We start from the raw sequence: 21,310 nt of genomic DNA, 5'->3' as shown, positions 1-21,310 counted from the left end.
CATGGCCGGCCCTGCCCTCATCCCCGCTGGTGATTTCCGCACTTCCTACGCGGCCGACACCACGATTTTTCCGACGACGACCAGCCGCAGCTTTGCGATTCTCGGCGTGCTGCTGCTCTGCCTCGTGCCGCAATTCCTCGGCGGATACTGGCTCAGCATCCTGATCCAGATCGGCATTTTCTCGATCGCGGCGCTGGGGTTGAATATCCTGGTCGGCTTCACCGGCCAGATCTCGATTGGCCATGCCGCCTTCTTCCTGCTCGGCGCCTTCTCCTCCGCCTACATCTCCAACAATGCGCCGATCCCGGTGTTCTTCGCGATTCCGCTGGCGGGTGTCGTCACCGCGCTGGTGGGTCTCGTGTTCGGCATCCCGGCGGCGCGGCTGAAGGGATTGTATCTCGTCATCGCTACTCTTGCCGCGCAATACATCCTGCTCGACTTCTTCTCCCGCGCGGAGTGGTTCACCGGCGGCTCGGTGCCGGCCAGCGCCGAGCCGTTCTCGATCTTCGGCTATTCGCTGCGCGGCGACCGGCAATATTTCTACGTCGTGCTGGCCTATGTGCTTGTCAGCTACATCCTCGTCACCAATCTGATGCGCACGCGCGACGGCCGCGCGCTGGTGGCGATCCGCGACCATTATCTCTCCGCCGAGATCATGGGCATCAACCTCACCAAATACCGCACGCTGTCGTTTGGATTGGCCGCCTTTTTCGCCGGCATCGCCGGCGCGCTCTATGCGCATTACCAGCTCGTGGTCTCGCAGGAAGGTTTTGGCATCGAGCGCTCGATCCTGTTCCTCGCCATGATCATCATCGGCGGCACCGGCTCGATCATGGGTACGCTGATGGGCACGGCCTTCGTCGTGCTGCTGCCCGAGGCGATGGAGTTCATCAGCCTGTCTCTGAAGGGCGGCGCGATCGACAAGGCGCTCTCGCTCAACAACAACCTCACCTTCCTGCGCGAGATCGCGATCGGGCTCATCATCATCGTGTTCCTGATGTTCGAGCCCGACGGCCTCGCCCATCGATGGCGACAGATCAAGACCTACTGGAAACTCTACCCGTTCTCGCATTGAGCACGGGAGCTTCACTTAAACAATAAACAGGAGGAACCGACCCATGAAGACAAAATCCCTTTTGAGCACCGCCTCGCTCGCGCTCGCGATTGCGGCCTTTTCAACCGGTGCGCAGGCGCAGATCGCGATCGGCCATCTCGAAGACCGCTCCGGCGGCACCGCCGACGTCGGCACGCCGTTCGGCCAGGCCGTTGCCGACACCTTCGCCTGGGTCAACAAGAATGGCGGCGTCGGCGGCAAGCAGCTCAACGTCGACACCAACGACTACGGCTACCAGGTGCCGAAAGCGATCGCGCTTTACAAGAAGTGGTCCGCCCCTGACAACAAGGTTGCCGCCATCATGGGCTGGGGCACGGCGGACACCGAAGCGCTGACCGGCTTCCTCGCCCAGGACAAGATTCCCGACATGTCCGGCTCCTACGCCGCGGCGCTGTCGGACCCTGAAGGCAGCAGCGGCAAGGCCAAGCCCGCACCCTACAATTTCTTCTATGGCCCGACCTATTCGGACGCGCTGCGCGCGATGTTGATGTGGGCGGCCGAGGACTGGAAGGCCAAGGGCAAGCCGGGCAAGCCGAAATACGTCCACATGGGCGCCAATCATCCCTACCCCAACGCGCCGAAGGCTGCTGGCGAGGCGCTGGCCACCGAACTCGGTTTCGAAGTGCTGCCGCCCCTGGTCTTCGCGCTGAGCCCGGGCGACTACAGCAGCCAGTGTCTGAGCCTGAAGAGCTCGGGTGCGAACTATGCCTATCTCGGCAATACGCCCCAATCCAACGTTTCGGTGCTGAAGGCCTGCAAGGCGGCGAACGTGGACGTTCAGTTCCTCGGCAACGTCTGGGGCATGGATGAGAGCGGCGCCAAGGCTGCCGGCGATGCCGCCGACGGCGTGGTGTTCCCGCTGCGCACGGCGGTGAGCTGGGGCGGCGACGCGCCCGGCATGAAGACGGTGATGGAGATATCGAAGATGTCCGACCCCACCGGCAAGGTCTACCGCCCCGTGCATTACGTCGCGGCCGTCTGCTCGGCGCTCTACATGAAGGAAGCGATCGACTGGGCCGCCAAGAACGGCGGCGCCACCGGCGAGAACGTCGCCAAGGGCTTCTACCAAAAGAAGGATTGGGTACCGGCTGGCATGGAAGGGGTCTGCAATCCCTCGACCTGGACCGAGAAGGACCATCGCGGGACCATGAAGGTCGACCTCTATCGCTCGAAGGTATCAGGAGCGACCGATGGCGACATCAACGACCTCATGAGCAAGGGCACGATCAAGCTCGAGAAGGTCAAGTCGGTCGAGCTGCCGCGCAAGCCGGAATGGTTTGGCTGGTGAGTCTATCCACGGGCGTCATGGCCGGGCAAAAGCGCGAAGCGCGTCTTCGCGCAGACGTCCCGGCCATCCACGCCTAGCCGGTTGGCACGAAGGACGTGGATGCCCGGGACCAGCCCGGGCATGACGAGCATAGAGATTGGCGGCATAGCCCAATGACTGAAGCACTGGAAACTACACGCCCCACCCCAAGCATCGTCCCCGCGCCGCCGCTCCTCGCCGTGCGCAACATCGAGGTCGTCTATGACGACGTCATCCTGGTGCTGCGCGGCCTCAGCCTCGACGTGCCCAAGGGCGCGATCGTCGCACTGCTGGGTGCCAACGGCGCCGGCAAGTCGACGACGCTGAAGGCGATCTCGGGGCTGCTCAAGACCGAGGACGGCGAGGTCACGCGTGGCGAAATCTTGTTCGAAGGCGAGCGAATCAACGGCATCGACCCCGACAAGATCGTCCGCCGCGGCATCTTCCAGGTGATGGAGGGCCGGCGCATCGTCGCCGACATGACGTCGCTGGAAAACCTCAGGCTCGGTGCGTTCACCCGCAGGGACCGCGAGGTCGACGCCGATCTCGACATGGTCTTCAACTATTTCCCGCGCCTGAGGGAGCGCACAGGATTGGCCGGCTATCTCTCCGGTGGCGAGCAGCAGATGCTCGCGATCGGCCGTGCGCTAATGGCGCGCCCGAAGATGATCTTGATGGATGAGCCCTCGATGGGCCTCTCGCCGCTGCTGGTGAAGGAGGTGTTCTCGATCATCCAGAAGATCAACCGCGACCTCGGCGTCACCATTCTCCTGGTCGAGCAGAACGCGCGCGCCGCGCTCTCGGTGGCAAGCCACGGCTACATCATGGAGCAGGGCAAGGTCGTGCTCGACGGCACCGCGGACGAGCTGCGCGACAACGAGGACGTCAAGGAGTTCTATCTCGGCGGCGCCGGCGACCAGCGCAAGAGTTTCAAGAACCTCAAAAGCTTCAAGCGGCGAAAGCGATGGCTATAGCGTTTTCGAGCGAAGTGGGAACCGGTTCGCGTGAAGAAAACGCGTCAAAACAAAAGAGCTCTAACCCAATACCTGCTCCGCTTCAGTGACCGCGCAGAGAACATGATAGAACGACGACGCAGGAATGGTGTCGATCAGCGATTTTCCGTCGCTGTCGAATTGGTCGTACCAGCCGCCCCGCACGGGATGGCTGAGGTAGTGCCGTTCGAGCCGCACCAGCGCCGCGCGCGCTTCCTCCGCCGCGCTCGCCTCGCCGGACTCGGCCTGTGCGATCCACGCCTTCGCCATTTCAGTCTGCGGCCACAGCCGGCGCGTGCCGCGACGGATATTGCCGCTATCATCGCCCTCGTCGATGAGGCAACCGGTCGCCTCGTCACGATAACGCAGCGCGGTCGCCAGCAGCTCGGCGCGACGCTGGCCGGTCGGACATCCCGTGATCCGCTCGAAACCCTTCAGGAGCCAGACCCATTCCGCCTGATGGCCGGGCTCGACCCTGACCGGCTCGATCTTGGACCAGTCCTCCTCGAAGTACTCCGTCAGAATCCGCTTCTGCTTGTCGTAGAGATTGGCGAGGAACAGCGCGAAGAATTCACCGGCGCGGTTCTGGAACGACAGATCATGGGTCGCGTCGAAGCACGCGATCATCGCCTCGAACAGATGCATGTGCGGGTTCTGCCGACGCGGCAGCGACACCGGCAGGCTTTCGTGGACGCCGCCATGCGGCGAGCGCAGATGGCCGTCGAGGAAGGCGAGCAGCGCGTCGATCTCGGCGCGAATCTGCGCATCCTTGTCGAGCGCATAGACGGTCGCCAGCGCAAACAGGATGAAGGCGTGGTCGTAGGCATCGCGTCGCGAATCCAGCACCGCGCCCTCCGGCGTCAGCCGGTGCACATAGCCGGGCCGGCCGTCGGGCGCCTTTGCTTTTGCCAGGAGGTGCTCGAGCCCCTTCAGCGCGATGGCGCGCCCCTCGGGATACCAGTCCATCTGCGCCGCCTTGGCGTAGCACCAGATCTGGCGGGCCTGCACGAACACGCGCCGCGGCGCGGCCGCATCCGCCGTGCCGTCGCGGTGCAGCCGATCGATGAAACCGCCCGCGGCGTGGTCCCAACCGACGGTCGACCACAGCGGCATCGCCTCGTCGATCATGCGGCGCTTCAGGCGCGCGACGACGTCAGCCGCTCCGTCCGCCGCAATGATGCTCTCGTCAGCCATCGCGCTCTCTCCACGCCCCGCCAATGGCCGTCTGATACCCATGAGAGCGGCGCCGTGCAACGGATGCCACCCCAGAAAGACCTGCCATGACCGCCCATTACGACGCCCTCGAGACGCGCGAGCCAGCGGCGCGCGAGGCCGAGCTGTTCGCTCGCCTGCCGCATGTGCTGCGCAGCGCTATGGCCGCGCCGGCCTATGCCGAGCGGTTCAGGGGCATCGATCCGGCTGCCGTGACCTCCCGGGCTGCATTGGCCGCCCTCCCGGTGCTGCGCAAGTCGGAACTGCCGGCCCTGCATAAGGCCTCCGCGCCATTCGGCGGCTTCGTGACGGCCGCCCCGGGGGCGTTCGCCCGTCTCTTTACCTCCCCAGGCCCAATCTTCGAGCCGGAGGGGCGACAGGCCGATCCCTGGCGCGGCGCAAGGGCGCTGTTCGCGGCCGGGTTCCGCCCCGAGGACATCGTGCTCAACACCTTCAGCTACCACCTGACCCCCGGCGGCTTCATTTTTGATTCCTCCGCGCGCGCGCTCGGCTGCGCCGTGATCCCCGCCGGTCCCGGCAATACCGAGCAGCAATTCGAGCTGATCGAGGCCTACCGTCCCGTCGGCTACAGCGGCACGCCGGACTTCCTGAAGATCCTGCTCGATGCAGCCGTGACCGCAGGCCGTGACGTCTCCTCGATCAAGCGCGCGCTTGTCTCGGGCGCGGCCTTCCCGCCCTCGCTCCAGGCCGCGATCAAGGCGCGCGACATCGACGCCTACCAGGCCTTCGGCACCGCCGATCTTGGCCTCATCGCCTTCGAGACCGCGGCGCGCGACGGCATGGTCGTCAACGAGGATTTACTCATGGAGATCGTCAAGCCCGGCACCGGCGATCCCGTTGCGCCGGGCGATGTCGGCGAGATCGTGGTGACCTCGCTCGACCCGCACCATCCCTGGATCCGTCTCGCGCTCGGCGATCTCACGGCAGTGCTGCCCGGCACGAGCCCGTGCGGACGCACCAATATGCGGATCAAGGGCTGGATGGGCCGCGCCGACCAGACCACCAAGGTCAAGGGCATGTTCGTCCGCCCCGAACAGATCGCCGAGATCGGCAAGCGTCATCCCGCGCTCGGAAGGCTGCGGCTGGTCGTCACGCGCCAGGGCGAGAGCGACGCGATGACGCTAAAGGCCGAGACCGGCGCATCGGGCGACGCGCTGCGTGAAGAGATCGCAAGCAGCTTGCGAGCCGTGACGAAGCTCGGCGGCGTGGTCGAGTTCGTTAGCCCCGGCGCGCTGCCGAACGACGGCAAGGTGATCGCGGACGAGCGGTAGATTAACGACGTCTTACGAGCGCCAAGGTTATCAGAGGCCGTCGAGGCTTGACTTACCTCAGATTTGTCATGCCGCAATGATGCGACCCTTAATGGCAAACAGATCAGCTGGATCGTAGTGCCTGAACTGCTCAGCCACTTCCAGCCCATACGCCGGATCGCCTGCCATCGAGCTCTCCTCGATGATCTTGAATCCCGCTTCCTCAAACAAGCGCAGATAATCGCTGTGTCGAAGTCGATTGACGAACTGCTTGCCGCTGTTGAACGGGCGCCACTCATCGTCCGAATAGCGCAGGAAATTCAGCCGCGAAACTGACTTGTCCGACCTGGCATAATGATCACTATAGTCGATCGAGTGAACCGTCAGTTTCTCGGTGACATTCCGCAAGGCACGGAGCAACACAACCAACTGTTCGACTGGCACGTGTTCAAGAACTTCGTTTGAGCACGAGCAATCAACCTTGACATCATCGGCCGTCACATAATGGGGTGCCAGGTAGTGCACTCCGAAACTCTCGAGCTCTTTCCATGACGCAAACTTGACCTGTTCAGACAACAGATGGTCTGCAGCATGCTGGATCAGTTCAAGGTTGGCGATCCGGTTAACGTCCACGGCCGTCACAGTCTCGACGCCAAGACGGCGCATGGCGAGCGGAACGGCCAGATCCCTCCCCGCACCGATTTCAAGCACGTTGTTCGGTAAGCCGCCGACATGCACGGAGTAACGATCTACCACCTCTTTAGCCCTCCGTGCGAGAGCATCCAGCGTCTTCGTCGGCCGGGGCCAAGTTCTTGTCACATGACGCTGCAATAGATAATGGGCCCAATTTCCACCAGGGAAATCGAGAGCTCGAAACGCCAAAGCCTTGAGCCGCCAATCCATCTATTAAGAGCTACTATGGGTTGATTCATTTGTCTAGAAATCGGGAGCGGCGCAGTCGAGGTGCTCAACCCGGAGCGCTGCCGACGACGGCAAGGTGATCGCGGACGAGCGGTGAACAACTCTCTCGACCAGATCACCGACCGGCGGTTGTCTCCGAAACCAGGAATCTGATGAAATCTGTTCGCAGAGAGCAGGCCTTCACGGCGCTCTCGTCCGAGACCGGCGTGTTCTCGAAGCCGGCTGCAAGTGAAGTTGGTTCAATCTTGGTGATACCTCGAAGATCTCCCAGGCCACGATAGAGCGGAACACATACGCTGGATGGAAGACGATCGAGATCGAATTGCAGAAGTCCTCCATCCCTGACGAGCCGCATCGCTCCCCAGGGAGTCGAGAGATTCGGCCCTTGGACTAGCGTTTCCGGCACCTCAATCGAACGATTGCGCAGGTCCGAAAGGCGGATCTCGCCGGAGGGCATCTGCGGGATCTTGCTCTGAAGGCCAGACAAGAATTTCGAAAGCGCCGTCAGGAACTCCGCGGGTGGTTCAATCCTCAAGCGAACGACCTGCTTTCCATAGAACCGCGCGATGCAATCATTCGGGAGCCTATCCGGAGTTTCGACCAGATCCTGATTGGCCAACAGGGGGGGAAAGACGAGAAGCGGCGAAACCAGGACGTCCTTGTCGCTTGACAGCGAAAGGCGAGCATGACGCGCCATGCTGTCCAGCCAAAAAGGCTCGACGGATGCACGATCGCGGTCAAGGCGTAGACTTGCAGTGCCGGCCGAGAGAGCCCGCCAGCTCGCGCCGCTGATCGCAACGATGATCAGTGTCGCAGCCAGTGCCGAACCGAGCGGCGCCGTTCGGGGCAAAACCTCCCTTATCCGCGCGCCGAGCCAGCTCGAAGCAAAGCAAACCGAAAAGGTCGCGCCCGCGATCAACAGGCCCTCGACCTCATTACGAGCGCGAGAAGCCAAGTTTTCGGCAGCGGAGAATCGGCCGATAAAGTGAGCCATGTAGGCACAGAGCGCCGTACCGAAAAGCAAGTACACACTCATGGCGGCCAAATGTCTTAGTCGAGCTTGCTGCCACTCCGGCTTCGAAATCGAAAACGCCGCAACTCCGATCAGCAAGACAATGACCTCTGGAGCCCAGAAGACAAGGCCCAGCGTTTCGGTAAAGTCAGAGGCGGCCAAATGAAGAGACTGCTCCAGCGCGCCGCCAGCCGAGAACTGCGCTCGTCGGACGGCATTGCCCGGCGCCAACAGGACCACCGCTCCAGCCGCGACCGTTACCAGCGCCAAAATCGCGTGCTCGAACGCCTGAAGATTGGATCTCTGCGTCAGCAACCGCAGCAGCAACGAACCGAGGACCCACCCCAACACCCAGATGGGCGTGAATTCATTGCATAGAGATGCAATGGCGCACGCGGCGGCCAGCCAAAACGTCGTCGCCACATCGATACGTTGCTTGTCGAACAGGGCAGCGGAGAGCACGGCCATGATCAGCATGACCAGAGCCCCCGGAATCGTGTAACAGGTGACCCCTGGCAACCAGTACAGCATCTCCCGCGGGCTCGGCGCAGTCGACACCAGGACGGCCGCGAAGAGAAGTCCGAAGAATGCTTGCTCCGGCCAGGATTTTTGCGGCCACAATCGTCGTGCCACCAGCACCATGGCTAAAACGAAGCCGGCGGCCAGCAGCAAGAGAAAGAGCTCATAGAAACTGAAATAGTCGACGCCGACCACACGACCAAACTTGGCCGGAATTTGCATCAGCGCGAGAGGAACGACGCGTCCTCCGACATACTGGTACCATTTGAGCAGCGTCTCGAAGAATCCGGCACGATATGAGAAGCAGAAATCATCAGACTCGGGGATGGCCCGGAGGGTCAGAAACAAGAATGTCGCCAGGAACCACAGCGGGACCAGAGTGGCAAGAACCGACAAATAGGGCAGTTTCTTCGATATCTGCGTGGACTCGTCAGCATGGAAAAACTTCATCCACGTCCTCGTCGAGAGCCCGGACCCCGGCCGGAAAGCGCAACGCCGATTCTCGGACCAGCGGACAATTCATTCATTGAAGGATCACTGATTTCAAACCCAGCCGTAGAAGGTGTGTTCATAGTACATCTATCAACGATGCAAAACCCCTTTGGATCACCGTTCGCGAAGACAGCCGGCATCTGATCCAGCGTCGAATCGCAGACTCGCCCACAATTCCCTGATATCATCGACGACACGCCAGGCATGTCGGCTCGACCCGTGTGGATGCCCTCGACGACGAATCGCGCTGATCAGACCCCATAGATTTTCGGCTACTCCGAGCGGCGCGTTCGGGGACGCGCTGGTTGTCGGAGACCGCCGCCTGGTTTTCTTCACGAAAGAAACACGCTACCGTATCGCGGCGGTTGCGCTGCTTGTGCTTCATGCAATCCGACCGGCAAGCAGGATGGAACTTACGATCAGGATGGCCTACCGTGCCGAAATTGACGGGCTGCGCGCGATCGCGGTGCTTTCCGTTCTTGCCTTTCACTACGGTGCGCCGCTTCCCGGCGGATTTACCGGCGTCGATGTGTTCTTCGTCATCAGCGGCTTTCTGATTACGCAGATTCTCGCCGGCGAAATCGCCGCCGGCACTTTCTCCATCTTCGGATTCTACGACAGGCGAATGCGACGCATCTTGCCTGCACTGCTGACCATGCTCGTGACGGTATTGCTGGCCGGCCGTTTCCTTCTCATGCCGGGCGATTACGCCGCGCTGGCGAAGAGTACCGCCGCAGCGGCATTCGGCGTATCCAATTTCTACTTCCTCGAAAACACGGGCTATTTCGATCGCGCCGCAGAATTCCAGGTTCTCCTGCACACGTGGTCGCTTGCAGTCGAGGAGCAGTTTTACGTGGTGTGGCCGCTGCTGCTGCTGGGCCTCACCAGGATCAGCTTACGATTTGCGCTGGCCCCGACGCTTGCTCTATTCGTCGCCGTCGGCTGCATCTGCAGCATCTTCTACTTCGATGTCGCGCCGAAAAGCGCCTTCTACATGACACTTCCGCGCGCCTGGGAATTGGGGCTTGGCGCGCTACTGGCATTTTTGCCGGCACTGCCGCGCCTAATCGGCGAGCTGGCCGTAGCGGTTGGACTCGCATTGATGGTCGCCGGATTTGCCCTGATATCGTCGGACCATTTTCCTGGAGCGTCCGTACTCGTTCCCTGCATTGGCGCCGCGCTGGTGATCTGGCCGTGCGCACGGCCAACGTTCTCAGGACGCGTGCTCGGCCTGCTCGCACCGGTCGGGCTGATATCCTACAGCCTTTACCTCTGGCACTGGCCAATCTGGGTTCTGTACCGAACCTTTGTCGGCAATCGCGTGCCGGACCTCGCCGAGTCCATCGTCATCGCGACCGCCTCGATCGTCATATCGGCGGTCTCCTACCTCTGTGTCGAGCGCCCTTTCCGCAACCGGCGCTGGAGCCCACCCCGGACCGTGGTAACGGGCCTCGCGGGGATCATGACCGTCCTCTGTGCCGCGATGTATGTCGACAGCTCGGACGGACTGCCGCAGCGAATTCCGCCAGAAGGGCTGGCGATGCGTAGCCTTGTCGTCATGTGGAAGTGGCCCTGCAAGAACATCGGGATCGATGCCCTTCAGGGCAAATTCTGCGCGTTCGGCGCTCCGTGGGACGGAGCGAGACGCAAGACGTTGATTTGGGGCGATAGCCACGCGCAGCATTTTGCGCCCATCGTCGAGGCCATCAATCACGATCCCGAACGATCCATTCTCGTCTATGCCGGCTGCTCGGCCGTGCTTGGCGACGGCAACGACGTCCTGTCCGCCGATGATCCTCAGTTCCCGGAATATTGCAAACGCTTCCATGCGGATGGCGAGAAGCTGCTGCGAAAAGATCCGGCGATCGATCAGGTGATCCTGGCGACGAGATGGGCCGAGCTGCCGGCAAGGATCGGCAAAGGCGACGCTGAGGCTGGCCTCGTGGCAATGCGCAATGCGCTGGTGAAACTCATCGACGAGACCGCAATGCCGCAGCGACGCTTCATCCTGATCGGCACGGTACCAGAGCTGACCGACCGCGTCGTCGAATGCGCGCATCAGCTCCATTCGACACTGCTGCGAGCGCCCTGCTCGGCGACAATTCAGCAAGCTGACGCGCGCATCATCCGAAATAGAACGGACGCCACCGATACGTTACTGATCGAGATTGCCAAAACGATCCCCCACGTCTCCGCCGTCACTCCCACCGGGCGGCTGTGCGGCAACGACACCTGCGAGACCTCGATGGACGGTGAGTTTCTCTGGCGGGACTTGAACCACATCCGCCGCAACCTGAATCCACAGACGCGGCGCGACTTTGCCGACAGGATCGGATTGACAGCCGCGTTGGCCGATGACCGCCGCGACACCCGGGCTCAGCCTGATCCGGATAATGCCCTGAACCACTGAAACCGCTGACGCGGCTAGGAATGCGCGGCCGTGACGAGACCTGAGGAAAACCGCCGGAACGCGATCGGCTTGCGATGATTGACGACGCGATCCCATTCGCAGGCAAGTTCGAAGGGACCTTCTCCAGCAGCATCGAAGTCGATGCGTGCAGCGCCGTGCGGCCTGAGCTTGACGGCTTGCGCAAACGAACTCGATGGCCCTGTCAGCGACAGGTTCGCGCTCGCTGAAACCGGGCTCGAGTTCATGATGAAATAGCTGATCCCGGTCAGATTGCGGTCGCCCTCCACGAGCGCCGAGCGACGCACCAATTTGGATTTCAGCGGCGGAAATTGATCCATGTACTTGTGCGAATGCGTGATCTGCGGCGCACCGCGTTCGCTGCGCGGCATGAAGATGGTCATGAACTGCGGCGATGTCATTCCGAGAAACTCGATCCCGAAGGGCGAGCTGTAATGGCAGGTGACGGAGAACATGCCATGCTCGTCCGGCTCGCGGCCGAGGAGTTCGGAGATCGGTTTCTGAAGTGTCTCGAAATGCTTCACCCGGTGCTTACGAAAGGCAACGAGGTCGCCATTCCGGTCGAACGCCTTGATACCGTAGATGATGTCGATGTTGGTGTCGGGCGCGAGAAAGCTCAGATGATGCGGAATGCTGATGACGGTATCGAAATCACCGTCATGCCGATACAGCTGCACCATGTTCTGCCGGATCGGCGATCCGAACACGGCCGGCTTCACCTTTTTCAGCTTCATATGGGCCGCGTCGGCCATGCGGCCGGCGCGCGCCAGAGCCCTCGGGATCAAGCCGGTCATATCTTCAGATCTCCAAAGGCGGCCTTCTGATAGCGCGATCTCAGAGCGGGATTGAAAGGCGCTTCGGTGAAATAGATCGGCGGCAGCGAATGCTCGATACCGAGAGCGCCACTGGAAAGATTGCGGAACACGGTGAAGACCGCAAACTGGCTCGTGCCGCCGCGGATCCGCACCGACAGGCCTTGCTCCGGCACCACGCCGTTCCGCCGGGCCAGGTCAGCGACCGGGAGCAGCCAGGTCGTATTGAAAGCCGGATCGATGTCGGTCACGGCCAGCACATCCGCGGCGAGATTTCTGATTTCGACCTGAAGTCTGTTCGCCCGCGTCGGCTTGTCGCCCTCGCCGACGAGATTGGCCAGCACGACATAGGTCTCGCAATTCGCCATGAGCACGTTGTAGTGCGCCTGATGCAGGATCGGTGAGAACTTGAAATCAGGACCGCGAAGCGGGACCAGCCCCGTCAATACCGCAATCTGCTGGCAGTCATCGCGGAAGGACACTTCGCCCTCGAGGTCGTTAAAGCCGTCTCCCACGAGCTCGACGGTATTGATCTCGTCAGCGGTGGCAGGAAGCTCCGGTGCCCATTGCGATCGCCACATCCTGACGATCCGATCGGGTTTGAACTCCGCGACTGCGACCTGCGCACCGCCCTGAAAGGTCCGAAGCCGGATCAGCGCGACCTCGGCGTTTATTGCGAAGCCCGCCTCTTGTCCGAGGGCTGCGAGCGACGGGATCAGCAATCTGCGTTGCGCCACGCGGGGGTCCTTAAACTGATCAAAAAGCTGCGAAAAAGTAGCTCGCAAGCATTCCGCGCACAACCCCCAATTCAGCCAACGACAGGCTTGCTGCGAGCTTCGAGGGCTGCGCCTTCTGGAGATCAGCTCAATTTCGACAGCCGATAGTTGCCCAGATACAACACGTCCAGGCCCGAGCAGAAATACGTATGCAGCGCCTCCAGCGGCGCATTCACGGTCGGCTGCTCGTTGATGTTGAGGCTGGTGTTGATCAGCACCGGCAGGGAGGTCGCTTTGGCGAACTCGCCGATCAGGCGGCTGTAGAGCGGGTTGCTGTCGGCGTGGACAGTCTGGATGCGCGCGGTGTTGTCGACATGGACCACCGCCGGCATCGCGTCGGCGACCTTCTCATTGACCGGGAACGTCACCACCATGAAGGGGGCGTCGAACGTGTCCTCGAAATATTCGGCTTGGCGCTCGTAGAGCACCGACGGGCAGAACGGACGGAACTCCTCGCGGTATTTGATCGTGAGATTGATGCGATCCTTCATGCTGGCCTGGCGCGGATCGGCGAGGATCGAGCGGTTGCCGAGCGCGCGCGGTCCGTACTCCATCCGCCCCTGGAACCAACCCACCGTCTTCTGTTCGGCGAGATCCGTAACGCAGCGTGCCACGGGATCATCGAGCAGATCGAACCGCGCGCCGATCTTGTCGAGCGTCTCGCGGATCGTGTCGTTGGAATATTCCGGTCCCCAATAGGCGTGCGACAACGGCGAGATCGTGTGGCCCGCTTCCGCGCATTTCATCATCGCACCGCCCAGCGCCACGCCGGCATCGTGCGGCACCGGCGGAACGTAAAGGCGCTTCACGGATGGCTCGGCAGCGATCTCCATGTTCATCTTGCAGTTCAGCCCGACGCCGCCGGCGATGCAGACATCGCCGCAGCCGGTCTCGGCAATCGCGGACCGGATCACCTCGGTGGTGACGATCTCGAGCTGCTTCTGGCCGCTCGCTGCGATGTTGGTCATGCGCTGGTCGAGCGGCGCGCCGCGCAGACGCCGCGGCCCGAGGATCTCCTCCATCTTCTCGGTGAAGATGCGCTCCTGCCGCGTCGAGAAATCACTGGTGAAAATCTCCGCGTCGCGCCGGCGTTTGTCGAGCTCGGGATCGAGCTCGTAATCGATGCCGTTGGGGCGCAGCAGCTTGGCGAACTTGTCGAGATATTCCGGGCTGCCATAGGAGGACAGACCCATGACCTTGTACTCGTCATTGGTCATCTGATAGCCGAGATACTGAGTCAGCATCCCGTAATAGAGACCAAGGCTGTTGTGGCGAGCGAACCGCGTCAGCACGCGAAAATCATTGCCGCGCGCATGCGCCACGAGACCGGAACTGGAATCGCCGGAGAAGTCGAAGCAGGCCACCGTCGCCTCGGAGAAGCCAGATCCGTAGAACGAGCTCGCGGCGTGACTGAGGTGATGGTCGTAGAGCTCGATCTTCGGGCTGTGGCCGAACTGATACTTGAAATATTCGGTCAATCGCTGTGCGTAGTTGGTGTAGGTCTTCAACGGCGAACAGATCCAGTCGACGTCGCGCATGGTGATGCCGGCCTGCTTCAGGCAGAAGCCGATCGCGCCGCGCGGCAGCTCGCCGCGCGCGTGCTTGGCCAGCGTGAAGCGCTCCTCTTCGGCGGCCGCGATCAACTCGCCGTCGCGCAGCAACACCGCCGCGCCATCGTGATGGCCGTGCTTGATCCCCGAGCTGATTCCGATCACATACATGTCGTGCAGACCTCCGCGGGAGCCTTCTATAGGAACTGAGGGCAATGTAAATCGCGCGCAGCCCGCTCGATTGCGGCCTGAAACCGGCCCATTTCCCCAAGCCGGACCGTCCGAATCCCACAGCTCGCGCGGGGGTGTCCGCCTTGCTTCGGAGCAGGCCCCGATGTTATGCCCTGCCCATGGCAAAACTGGCCGGGCGACTCCCCCTGAGTATCAAGGGCTCCAAAAACGCCCGGTTTCCGACCGGTCAACTGGCATTGATTCCATGAGCGCCCCACTTGGCAAGCCGAGCATTGCCGCGGTGGTTCCGCTGCGCGGTGGCTCGAAATCCATCCCCGGCAAGAACATCAAACCGTTCTGCGGCAAGCCCCTTTGTGCATGGACGCTTCGGGCCCTCCTCGACTGCGAGTTGATCCAGCGGGTGTTCGTGTCGACCGACAGCGAGGAGATCGCGACCATCGTAAGGTCAATCGACGCCCGGATCCTCGTCCACCCCCGTCCTGCGCATCTGGCCGCGGACAACTCCACGACCGAAGAGGCGATCTACGACCTGATCGCGTCCTGCGACATCACGGAAAAATATCTGATCACCGCGCAGGTCACGAGCCCCCAGACCACTCGCCATGACGTTTCGCAAGCCATCTCCCAACTGATGGCGAGCAACGCGGACTCGCTCGTCACTTGCGTCAGGACGCGGCGCTTCTTCTGGCATGACGACGGTACGCCGATCAATTACGATCCGGCCAGGCGTCCGCTGCGCCAGCAATGGGACGGCACACTGATGGAGAACGGCGCGTTCTACATTTCGGCCGTGGATCGGCTGCGCGGCGGTAGTGCGCGGCTTCACGGCAAGGTCGCCGTCTACGAGATGGATGAGAGCGCGAGCATCGAGCTCGACGAGCTCTCCGATTGGGAAACGCTCGAAGCCGCGTTCCGCAGGAACATCGCAAGATGATCATCGACAGAGACCTTCAGAGCTACCTCGTGCACGAGGATGCCTCCATCCAGGAGGCAGCGAGCAAAGTCGCGGCGAACAGGCGCGAGATCGTGTTCTGCGTCGACGGCAGCGGCCGGCTGCTCGGCAGTCTCTCGAACGGCGACATCATTCGCTGGATCGGCGCAGGCGCCGCCTCGGGTGTGCAGGCCGCCGTCAGCGACCTCTGCAACCGCCGCGTCCGCAGCGCCGTCGCCGGCGACCGCGAGACCGCCAACCGCCTGCTGCGCGATGTGCTCTACGTGCCGCTGGTCGACGCCGAGCGGCACGTCGTCGGCGTCGCCCGCCAGCGTCATCCCGGCGAGGGCATCAGGATCGGCGGCCGCACCATCGCGGAAGAGAATCCGACCTTCCTGATCGCGGAGATCGGCAACAACCACAATGGCAGCCTGGAAGCCGCCTTCGCCCTGATCAAGGCGGCGGCGGAGGCAGGCGCCGACGCCGCCAAATTCCAGATGCGCGACATGTCCGGCCTCTACGGCAAGCGGGCGAAGGGACAGAGCGAGGACCTCGGCACCGAATACGTGCTCGACCTGCTCGACCGCTTCCAGCTCAGCGACGAGGACCTCTATCGCTGCTTCGACTATTCGGCCTCGCTCGGAATGGAGCCGCTCTGCACCGCCTTCGACGTCAACAGCGCGGATAAATGCCGTGCTTACGGATTGAAGGCGATCAAGACCGCGTCCGCCGACCTTACCAATCACGAACTGCTCCGGCACATCGTCGACCAGAAGATCCCGATCATCTGCTCGACCGGTATGTCGACCGAGGACGAGATTCGCGAGACCGTGAAGCTGTTGCAGACGTCGGGTGCGGAATACGTCATGCTCCATTGCAACTCGACCTATCCGGCACCGTTCCGCGACCTCAACCTGAAATACATGCAGCGCCTCCAGGAGCTGTGCGAGTGCGTGGTCGGATATTCCGGGCACGAGCGCGACGTCTTCGTGTCGGTCGCGGCGGTAGCGATGGGCGGGCGCCTGATCGAGAAGCATTTTACCCTGGCGCGAGATCAGGAAGGCAACGACCACAAGGTCAGCCTGCTGCCGCATGAATTCAAGCGCATGGTCGAAGGCGTGCGCCAGGTCGAGGACTCCCTCGGCAATGCCCTGCCCCGCATCCTCAGCCAGGGCGAGAAGGCCAACCGCATCAGCCTCGGCAAATCGATCTTCGCCGTTAACGCCATCGAAGCGGGCGTGACGATCACACGCGAGATGATCGAAATCCGCAGCCCGGGCCAGGGACTGTCGCCCAACCGCATCGACGAGGTGATCGGGCTGAAGGCGCCGCGCGCAATCCCGGCGCAGACGCCGCTCTATCCATCCGACATCTCGGAGCTCGGTGAGATCACCGCCGGAGGTCAAATCCAGTTCAAGCGCCCCTGGGGCGTTCCGGTGCGCCATCGCGACGCCGACAAGCTGATCGCGGTCATCAATCCTGACTTCGTCGAGTTTCACCTGAGCTATCGCGACCTCGGCATCAAGGATGCCGACTTCCTTGCCGACAGTTATCCGTGCGGCTTGGTCGTGCACGCGCCGGAGCTGTTCGAGGGCGACCATGTGCTCGACCTGACGATACCGGACGACGACTATCGCACGCGCTCGATCGCGGAGATGAAGCGCGTCATCGCCAAGACCAAGGTGCTGGCGCAGCGCTTCAGGAATGACGGGCCGGTCGGAATCATCTGCAACGTTGGCGGCTTCTCATCGACGCGCTTCCTGACCGCGGAGGAACGGGCGGTCCGCGAGGCGCATCTGCGCGCCAGCGTCCGCGAGCTCGCCGATCCCGCAGTCGAGCTCTGGCCGCAGACCATGCCGCCCTACCCCTGGCATTTCGGCGGCCAGCGCTATCATAACCTGTTCGTCTCGAGCGACGACATCGCGCGCAGCTGCCGCGAGCTCGGTGTCCGCATCTGCTTCGACACCTCGCATTCCCAGCTCGCCTGCACCGAAAACAGATGGTCGTTCGACGAGTTCATGGAAGAGATCGGCACGTTCGTCGCCCATATCCATATGGGCGACGCCCGTGGCGTCGACGGCGAAGGCCTGCAGATCGGCGAAGGCGAGATCGATTTCGGCAACGTGTTCCGGGTTCTGAACAGGCAGGCCCCGCAGGCATCCTTCATTCCGGAAATCTGGCAGGGACACGAGAACGACGGCGAGGGCTTTCGGGTCGCGCTACAACGGCTCGCGGCGTTCGAGGATCGATGAAACGGATATCGCGCCCGCTCAAGCTCGAGGTCGCCGGCCGATTTGACCATGGACTGCCCGGAGCGCCTATGGTAACAGCCGCCATTCCCCCGACATCATCGCAAGTTGCTGAAAACGCCCATGTTTGACCAAAGGTCTGTACTGATCACCGGAGGCACGGGCTCGTTCGGCAAGAAGTTCGTCGGCGGCCTCCTGAAAAACTTCAAGGCGCGCCGCGTGGTGGTCTATTCGCGCGACGAGCTGAAGCAGTACGAGATGCAGCAGGAGTTCGACCAGCCGGAGATGCGCTACTTCATCGGTGACGTTCGCGATGGCGAACGTCTGCGCACCGCCATGAAGGGGATCGACTTCGTGATCCACGCCGCGGCGCTGAAGCAGGTTCCAGCTGCCGAATACAATCCCATGGAGTGCATCAAGACCAACATCCATGGCGCGGAGAACGTGATCCAGGCTGCGCTCGAGGCCAACGTCGAGAAGGTCATTGCCCTGTCGACCGACAAGGCGGCCCAACCGATCAACCTCTACGGCGCGACCAAGCTCGCCTCCGACAAGCTGTTCATTGCCGCCAACAATATGGCCGGTGGGCACCGCACCGCATTCGGCGTGGTACGTTACGGCAATGTGGTCGGCTCGCGCGGATCGATCGTGCCCCTGTTCAACAAGCTGATCGCGGAAGGCGCCGATCGCCTGCCGATCACCGACCCGCGCATGACGCGGTTCTGGATCACGCTGCAACAGGGCGTGGACTTCGTGATCAAGAGTTTCGAGCGCATGTCGGGCGGCGAAATCTTCGTGCCGATGATCCCGTCTGTTCGCATCCCCGACCTTGCGGCTGCGATGGCACCGAACCTGCCGACCCGTGTGATCGGCATTCGGCCGGGCGAGAAGCTCCACGAGGTCATGTGCCCGACCGACGATTCGCATCTGACCCTGAAGTTCCACGATCACTTCGTGATCAAGCCCACGATCAAGTTCTTCCGCCGCGACGTCGACTACATCACCAATCAGATCGGCGAACAGGGTGAGGCCGTGTCCGACGGCTTCGAGTATAATTCCGGCCGGAACGATCACTTCCTCGACGTGGCAGCGATCAGAGAGTTCAACAAGATTGCGGTCCAATGATCCCTTACGGGCGCCAGGATATCTCCGCTGAAGATATCGACGCGGTCAAGGATGTCCTGACCTCGGACTGGCTGACCCAGGGACAGGCAGGTCCCCGCTTCGAGCAGGCGCTGGCGAAATATTGCGGCGCCGCCCACGGCATTGCCGTATCGAACGCCACCGCAGCACTCCACATCGCCTGCCTTGCGCTCGACCTTGGGCCGGGCGACATCCTGTGGACGGTGCCGAATACATTCGTGGCCTCGGCCAATTGCGCGCTCTATTGCGGCGCCAGCGTCGACTTCGTCGACATCGATCCGCGCACCTACAATATGAGCGTCACGGCATTGGCCGGGAAGCTCGCCAAGGCGGAAGCCGCGGGCCGTCTCCCGAAAGTGGTTATCCCCGTACATTTCGCTGGGCAATCCTGCGAGATGGGCGATATCCGCGCGCTCGCGGACCGTTACCGCTTCCACCTCATCGAGGACGCGTCCCATGCCGTCGGCGGCGACTACCGCGGCCGCAAGATCGGCGATGGCAGCCTCAGTGACGTCGCCATTTTCAGCTTCCATCCCGTCAAGATCATCACGACGGGCGAAGGCGGCATGCTGCTGACCAACGCGCCGAAGCTCGCCGAGCGGCTGTCTTATCTGCGTACGCACGGCATCGTTCGCCCGATACAATCGCCGGCGCAAGCCGACGAGCAGCGCTCCAACGAGGACCGGCACGGTCCGTGGATGTACGAACAGATCGAGCTCGGGCTGAACTATCGCATGACGGACATCCAGGCCGCGCTCGGCAACAGCCAGCTCGCCCGGCTCGATGCGTTCGTCGCGCGCCGGCGTGAGCTCGCCGCACGTTATGAAAAATTGCTGGCAAAGCTGCCGGTGACCTGTCCGTGGCAGCATCCGGACACCAATTCGGCCTGGCATCTCTATGTGATCCGGCTGCGGCGCAACGAGATCAAGCTCAGCCGGCGCCAGGTGTTCGAGGCGCTGCGCGCCGCCGGCATCGGCGTCAACGTCCATTACATCCCGGTTCATACCCAACCCTATTATCAGCGCTTGGGCTTCAAGGTCGGCATGTTCCCGGAGGCCGAGAGCTACTACCAGGACGCGATCACGCTGCCGCTGTTCTCGAAAATGACGGATGCCGAGCAGGACACCGTCGTCGCGGCGCTCACGAAGATCCTCGCATGAGGATTGCTGTCATCCCAGCGCGTGGTGGCAGCAAGCGCATTCCGCGCAAGAACATCCGCTCGTTCTGCGGCAAACCCATCATCGCCTATTCGATCGAGGCCGCGCAGGCGAGCGGACTGTTTGACGACGTCGTCGTCTCCACGGACGACGACGAGATCGCCGAGGCGGCCCGCCAGCTCGGTGCGACGGCGCCGTTCGTCCGGCCCGCAGAGATCTCGGACGATCACACCGGCACCAATGCGGTCGTCAAGCATGCCATCGGCTGGTTCATCGAACGCGGTCACGACGTCACGCATGCCTGCTGCATCTATGCGACGGCACCGCTGATCCAGGCGACTTTCCTGCGCGACGGCTACGCCGCCCTCGCGGCATCCAACGCCGCCTTCGTGTTTTCGGTGACGAGCTACGCTTTTCCGATCCAGCGCGCCCTGCGCATGACGTCGGCTGGGCGCGTCGATCCCTTCCACCCCGAGCATCGCATGACGCGCTCTCAGGACCTCGAGCCGGCCTATCACGACGCGGGCCAGTTCTACTGGGGCACCGCCGCGGCGTTTCTGGAGGACGTCCCGGTGTTCTCCGAGCGCTCCATCGGGATCGTGCTGCCGCGGCACCTCGTGCAGGACATCGATACGATCGAGGATTGGGAACAGGCGGAATACATGTTCCGCGCGATCAACCGGCGCTAGCTCCGGGCGGCGAGCAGCGGACGGAGGAACGCATCGAGATCGCCTCCCTCGAACAGATGTCCGTGTATTCCCGCAGCAGCCGCAGCTTCGATATCGCGAGCCCTGTCGCCGACGAGCACGCTGCCCTCGATCTGCACCGGCCAGGCCTTCAGGTAGTCAAGGATCATGCCGGGCGCAGGCTTTCGCCGGTCGCTGGCGCGTCGATACGCCTCAACCGTGCCCTCCTCGTGATAGGGACCGTACTGGAACTCGTCGATATGGGCGCCGATTGCGGCAAGTTCGCCGCTCATCCAGTCGTGCAGCCGATGGATGTCGTCAACGCCGTAATAGCCGCGCGCGACGCCCGACTGGTTGGTGACCACGAAGGTGTAGTAACCGAGATCGTTGCAGAGCCTGATGGCTTCGCGCGCACCGGCGACCCATTCGAAATCGTCGATCTTGTAGACGTAGCCCTTGTCGACATTGAGCACGCCGTCGCGATCGAAGAACACCGCCGGGCGCGGCAGTTTGTCGGGTCTTGCCATCCCTGCGTGCGCGATGCCCG

General features: G+C 62.4%; 17 protein-coding genes. 10 read left to right on the top strand and 7 right to left on the bottom strand.

All coding sequences use genetic code 11. From position 1 onward, the window contains the following. Window position 1: 1 nt before the first annotated feature. The 3 genes from JJE66_RS31470 to JJE66_RS31460 all read left to right on the top strand — a co-directional run bounded on the left by JJE66_RS31470 (window position 2) and on the right by JJE66_RS31460 (window position 3,394). Window positions 2-1,075, top strand: a complete 1,074-nt coding sequence (locus JJE66_RS31470; RefSeq protein WP_200519155.1) for a branched-chain amino acid ABC transporter permease — start codon at window positions 2-4, stop codon at window positions 1,073-1,075. Window positions 1,076-1,118: 43 nt separating this feature from the next. Further along, a complete protein-coding gene (locus JJE66_RS31465) occupies window positions 1,119-2,402 on the top strand; it encodes an ABC transporter substrate-binding protein (protein WP_200519153.1) in 1,284 nt (427 codons plus the stop codon). A 152-nt stretch (window positions 2,403-2,554) separates the two neighbouring features. Next, the gene (locus tag JJE66_RS31460; protein WP_200519151.1) at window positions 2,555-3,394 is read left to right on the top strand and encodes an ABC transporter ATP-binding protein; all 840 of its coding nucleotides are present in this window, start codon (window positions 2,555-2,557) and stop codon (window positions 3,392-3,394) included. A 60-nt stretch (window positions 3,395-3,454) separates the two neighbouring features. Here the strand turns inward: JJE66_RS31460 and JJE66_RS31455 are convergent, their stop codons facing one another. Beyond that, window positions 3,455-4,606, bottom strand: coding sequence for an AGE family epimerase/isomerase (locus JJE66_RS31455; protein WP_200519149.1), 1,152 nt, complete (start codon window positions 4,604-4,606; stop codon window positions 3,455-3,457). A gap of 86 nt (window positions 4,607-4,692) precedes the next feature. Between JJE66_RS31455 and JJE66_RS31450 the strand changes: the two genes are divergently transcribed. Beyond that, on the top strand, window positions 4,693-5,916 hold the full coding sequence (locus JJE66_RS31450; protein ID WP_200519147.1) for a phenylacetate--CoA ligase family protein: 1,224 nt from the start codon (window positions 4,693-4,695) through the stop codon (window positions 5,914-5,916). Between the two features lie 66 nt (window positions 5,917-5,982). Here JJE66_RS31450 and JJE66_RS31445 read toward each other — a convergent pair whose 3' ends face one another. Continuing rightward, the gene (locus JJE66_RS31445; protein ID WP_200519145.1) at window positions 5,983-6,798 is read right to left on the bottom strand and encodes a class I SAM-dependent methyltransferase; all 816 of its coding nucleotides are present in this window, start codon (window positions 6,796-6,798) and stop codon (window positions 5,983-5,985) included. A 133-nt stretch (window positions 6,799-6,931) separates the two neighbouring features. Beyond that, window positions 6,932-8,797, bottom strand: coding sequence for a hypothetical protein (locus JJE66_RS31440; protein WP_200519143.1), 1,866 nt, complete (start codon window positions 8,795-8,797; stop codon window positions 6,932-6,934). Between the two features lie 448 nt (window positions 8,798-9,245). On the opposite strand from JJE66_RS31440, the gene JJE66_RS31435 reads away from it, so the two are divergent. Beyond that, window positions 9,246-11,249: an acyltransferase family protein gene (locus JJE66_RS31435; RefSeq protein WP_200519141.1), complete on the top strand. Its 2,004-nt coding sequence runs from the start codon at window positions 9,246-9,248 to the stop codon at window positions 11,247-11,249. Between the two features lie 14 nt (window positions 11,250-11,263). Here JJE66_RS31435 and JJE66_RS31430 read toward each other — a convergent pair whose 3' ends face one another. The 3 genes from JJE66_RS31430 to JJE66_RS31420 all read right to left on the bottom strand — a co-directional run bounded on the left by JJE66_RS31430 (window position 11,264) and on the right by JJE66_RS31420 (window position 14,576). Then, entirely contained in the window at window positions 11,264-12,061 is a 798-nt protein-coding gene (locus JJE66_RS31430) for a hypothetical protein (protein ID WP_200519139.1), read from the bottom strand. Then, window positions 12,058-12,816 (bottom strand): hypothetical protein, encoded by a 759-nt coding sequence (locus tag JJE66_RS31425; protein WP_200519137.1) that lies wholly within the window; start codon window positions 12,814-12,816, stop codon window positions 12,058-12,060. Before JJE66_RS31425 ends, JJE66_RS31430 begins: the two co-directional genes overlap by 4 nt. A 122-nt stretch (window positions 12,817-12,938) precedes the next feature. Beyond that, on the bottom strand, window positions 12,939-14,576 hold the full coding sequence (locus tag JJE66_RS31420) for a carbamoyltransferase C-terminal domain-containing protein (protein ID WP_200519135.1): 1,638 nt from the start codon (window positions 14,574-14,576) through the stop codon (window positions 12,939-12,941). A gap of 163 nt (window positions 14,577-14,739) precedes the next feature. Here JJE66_RS31420 and JJE66_RS31415 point away from each other — a divergent pair, with 163 nt between their 5' ends. From JJE66_RS31415 to pseF, 5 genes are all read left to right on the top strand, one after another. Next, the gene (locus tag JJE66_RS31415) at window positions 14,740-15,531 is read left to right on the top strand and encodes a cytidylyltransferase domain-containing protein (RefSeq protein ID WP_246756730.1); all 792 of its coding nucleotides are present in this window, start codon (window positions 14,740-14,742) and stop codon (window positions 15,529-15,531) included. Continuing rightward, window positions 15,528-17,780, top strand: a complete 2,253-nt coding sequence (locus JJE66_RS31410) for an N-acetylneuraminate synthase family protein (RefSeq protein ID WP_200519133.1) — start codon at window positions 15,528-15,530, stop codon at window positions 17,778-17,780. Before JJE66_RS31415 ends, JJE66_RS31410 begins: the two co-directional genes overlap by 4 nt. Window positions 17,781-17,900: 120 nt before the next feature. Further along, the gene (gene pseB, locus JJE66_RS31405) at window positions 17,901-18,902 is read left to right on the top strand and encodes a UDP-N-acetylglucosamine 4,6-dehydratase (inverting) (RefSeq protein WP_200519131.1); all 1,002 of its coding nucleotides are present in this window, start codon (window positions 17,901-17,903) and stop codon (window positions 18,900-18,902) included. Then, the gene (gene pseC / locus JJE66_RS31400) at window positions 18,899-20,080 is read left to right on the top strand and encodes a UDP-4-amino-4,6-dideoxy-N-acetyl-beta-L-altrosamine transaminase (protein WP_200519122.1); all 1,182 of its coding nucleotides are present in this window, start codon (window positions 18,899-18,901) and stop codon (window positions 20,078-20,080) included. Before pseB ends, pseC begins: the two co-directional genes overlap by 4 nt. Next, complete coding sequence (gene pseF / locus JJE66_RS31395) at window positions 20,077-20,766, top strand: pseudaminic acid cytidylyltransferase (protein WP_200519114.1); 690 nt, start codon at window positions 20,077-20,079, stop codon at window positions 20,764-20,766. The genes pseC and pseF overlap by 4 nt, the downstream gene beginning before the upstream one ends. Here pseF and JJE66_RS31390 read toward each other — a convergent pair. Further along, complete coding sequence (locus tag JJE66_RS31390) at window positions 20,763-21,290, bottom strand: HAD family hydrolase (protein WP_200519105.1); 528 nt, start codon at window positions 21,288-21,290, stop codon at window positions 20,763-20,765. The two genes, pseF and JJE66_RS31390, sit on opposite strands and share 4 nt — an antisense overlap. Between the last annotated feature and the right edge of the window lie 20 nt (window positions 21,291-21,310).

Source organism: Bradyrhizobium diazoefficiens (assembly GCF_016612535.1).
Classification (GTDB): domain Bacteria; phylum Pseudomonadota; class Alphaproteobacteria; order Rhizobiales; family Xanthobacteraceae; genus Bradyrhizobium; species Bradyrhizobium diazoefficiens_C.
Note: the sequence above shows the minus strand (reverse complement) of the source record. Positions and strands in the feature narration are given on the sequence as shown.